This window comes from Candidatus Symbiopectobacterium sp. NZEC135, assembly GCF_025962695.1.
The window spans coordinates 1-3,458 of sequence record NZ_JAGFPF010000155.1 but is presented as its reverse complement, the minus strand read 5'-3'; the positions used below and the strand labels follow the sequence as shown (position 1 = coordinate 3,458).

Sequence of the window (3,458 nt, the reverse complement as noted above, 5' to 3'; positions counted from 1 at the left end):
CTGAGCGGTCTGGCGGAAGGCAAGGTGGACGTCAAAGCCACTGCCACTGACCCGGCGGGCAATCAGGCGCACGATACGGCCAGTTCTACGCTGGATGTGACCGGCCCGAGCGTGGATATCGAGCACTTTGCCAGTGACGACGGCTATATCAATACCGCCGAGTCCACCGCCACGCCGGTAAGCGGGACCAGCAGCGAGAAGACAGTTGATCTGACATTCACGGACGTGAACGGCAAAGTGGTGACGGTAACCGGTGTCACGGTGGTGGATGGCAAATGGAGCACCACGGCGGATCTGAGCGATCTGGCAGAAGGCAAGGTGGACGTCAAAGCCACCGCCACTGACCCGGCGGGCAACCAGGCGCACGATACCGCGTCGTCGACGCTGGACGTGACCGGTCCGACGGTAGATATCGAGCACTTTGCCGGTGATGACGGCTATATCAATACGGCCGAGTCCAAAGCCACGCCGGTAAGCGGCACCAGCAGCGAGAAGACGGTGGATCTGACGTTCACGGACGTGAACGGCAAAGTGGTCACGGTGACCGGTGTCACGGTGGTAGACGGTAAGTGGAGCACCACGGCAGACCTGAGCGATCTGGCGGAAGGCAAGGTGGACGTGAAGGCCACCGCCACCGATCCAGCGGGCAATCAGGCGCACGATACGGCTAGCTCGACGCTGGATATGACCGGCCCGACGGTAGATATCGAGCACTTTGCCGGTGATGACGGCTATATCAATACCAGCGAATCCAAGGCGACGCCGGTAAGCGGCACCAGCAGCGAGAAGACGGTAGACCTGACGTTCACGGACGTGAACGGCAAGGTGGTGACGGTAACGGGTGTCTCCGTGGTAGACGGCAAATGGAGCACCACGGCCGACCTGAGCGGTCTGGCGGAAGGTAAAGTGGACGTGAAAGCCACCGCCACGGACCCGGCGGGCAATCAGGCGCACGACACCGCCAGCTCCACGCTGGACGTGACCGGTCCAAGTGTCGATATCGAGCACTTTGCCGGCGATGATGGCTATATCAATACCAGCGAATCCAAAGCCACGCCGGTAAGCGGCACCAGCAGCGAGAAGAGCGTCGATCTGGTATTTACCGATGCCAGCGGCAAAACCGTGGAAGTGAAGAACGTCACGGTGGTGGACGGCAAGTGGAGCACTACCGCCGATCTGAGCGATCTGGCAGAAGGCAAGGTGGACGTCAAGGCCACCGCCACTGACCCGGCGGGCAATCAGGCGCACGATACCGCATCCTCGACGCTGGATGTGACCGGCCCGAGTGTCGATATCGAGCACTTTGCCGGCGATGACGGCTATATCAATACGGCGGAGTCCAAGGCTACCCCGGTCAGTGGGACCAGCAGCGAGAAGACGGTAGACCTGACGTTCACGGACGTGAATGGCAAGGCCGTCACGGTAACCGGTGTCACGGTAGTGGACGGCAAGTGGAGCACCACCGCCGATCTGAGCGATCTGGCGGAAGGTAAGGTGGATGTCAAAGCCACCGCCACCGATCCGGCGGGCAATCAGGCGCACGACACCGCGTCCTCGACGCTGGACGTGACCGGTCCAAGTGTCGATATCGAGCACTTTGCCGGTGACGACGGCTATATCAATACCAGCGAATCCAAAGCCACCCCGGTAAGCGGCACCAGCAGCGAGAAGACGGTAGATCTGACGTTCACGGATGTGAACGGCAAGGTTGTCACGGTAACGGGTGTCACCGTAGTGGACGGCAAGTGGAGCACCACGGCAGACCTGAGCGATCTGGCGGAAGGTAAGGTGGATGTCAAAGCCACTGCCACTGACCCGGCGGGCAATCAGGCGCACGATACCGCGTCGTCGACGCTGGACGTGACCGGTCCAAGTGTCGATATCGAGCACTTTGCCGGTGACGACGGCTATATCAATACCAGCGAATCCAAAGCCACCCCGGTAAGCGGCACCAGCAGCGAGAAGAGCGTCGATCTGGTATTTACCGATGCCAGCGGCAAAACCGTGGAAGTGAAGAACGTCACGGTAGTGGACGGCAAGTGGAGCACCACGGCGGACCTGAGCGGTCTGGCGGAAGGCAAGGTGGACGTCAAAGCCACCGCCACTGACCCGGCGGGTAACCAGGCGCACGATACCGCATCCTCGACGCTGGATATGACTGGCCCGAGTGTCGATATCGAGCACTTTGCCGGCGATGACGGCTATATCAATACGGCGGAGTCCACAGCGACGCCGGTAAGCGGCACCAGCAGCGAGAAGACGGTGGATCTGACGTTCACAGACGTGAACGGCAAAGTGGTCACGGTGACCGGTGTCACGGTGGTAGACGGTAAGTGGAGCACCACGGCAGACCTGAGCGATCTGGCGGAAGGCAAGGTGGACGTGAAGGCCACCGCCACCGATCCAGCGGGCAATCAGGCGCACGATACGGCTAGCTCGACGCTGGATATGACCGGCCCGACGGTAGATATCGAGCACTTTGCCGGTGATGACGGCTATATCAATACCAGCGAATCCAAGGCGACGCCGGTAAGCGGCACCAGCAGCGAGAAGACGGTAGACCTGACGTTCACGGACGTGAACGGCAAGGTGGTGACGGTAACGGGTGTCTCCGTGGTAGACGGCAAATGGAGCACCACGGCAGACCTGAGCGGTCTGGCGGAAGGCAAGGTGGACGTCAAGGCCACTGCCACTGACCCGGCGGGCAATCAGGCGCACGATACCGCATCCTCGACGCTGGATGTGACCGGTCCGAGTGTCGATATCGAGCACTTTGCCGGCGATGACGGCTATATCAATACCAGCGAGTCTACCGCCACGCCAGTGAGTGGCACCAGCAGCGAGAAGACGGTAGATCTGACGTTCACGGACGTGAATGGCAAAGTCGTCACCGTGACTGGTGTGACCGTGGTAGACGGCAAGTGGAGCACCACGGCAGACCTGAGCGGTCTGGCGGAAGGCAAGGTGGACGTCAAGGCCACTGCCACTGACCCGGCGGGCAATCAGGCGCACGATACGGCCAGTTCTACGCTGGATGTGACCGGTCCGAGTGTCGATATCGAGCACTTTGCCGGTGATGACGGCTATATCAATACGGCGGAGGCCAAGGCTACCCCGGTAAGCGGCACCAGCAGCGAGAAGACGGTAGACCTGACGTTCACAGACGTGAACGGCAAAGTGGTCACGGTGACCGGTGTCACGGTGGTAGACGGTAAGTGGAGCACCACCGCTGACCTGAGCGATCTGGCGGAAGGCAAGGTGGACGTCAAAGCCACCACCACTGACCCGGCGGGCAATCAGGCGCACGATACCGCATCCTCGACGCTGGATGTGACCGGCCCGAGTGTCGATATCGAGCACTTTGCCGGCGATGACGGCTATATCAATACGGCGGAGTCCAAGGCTACCCCGGTCAGTGGGACCAGCAGCGAGAAGACGGTAGACCTGACGTTCACGGA

Annotated in this window: 1 pseudogene; it reads left to right on the top strand. The window is 61.0% G+C overall.

Annotated elements, in window-relative coordinates:
• Nucleotides 1–3,458 (top strand): annotated as a pseudogene (locus tag J5224_RS24140) (hypothetical protein); the annotation flags it as partial.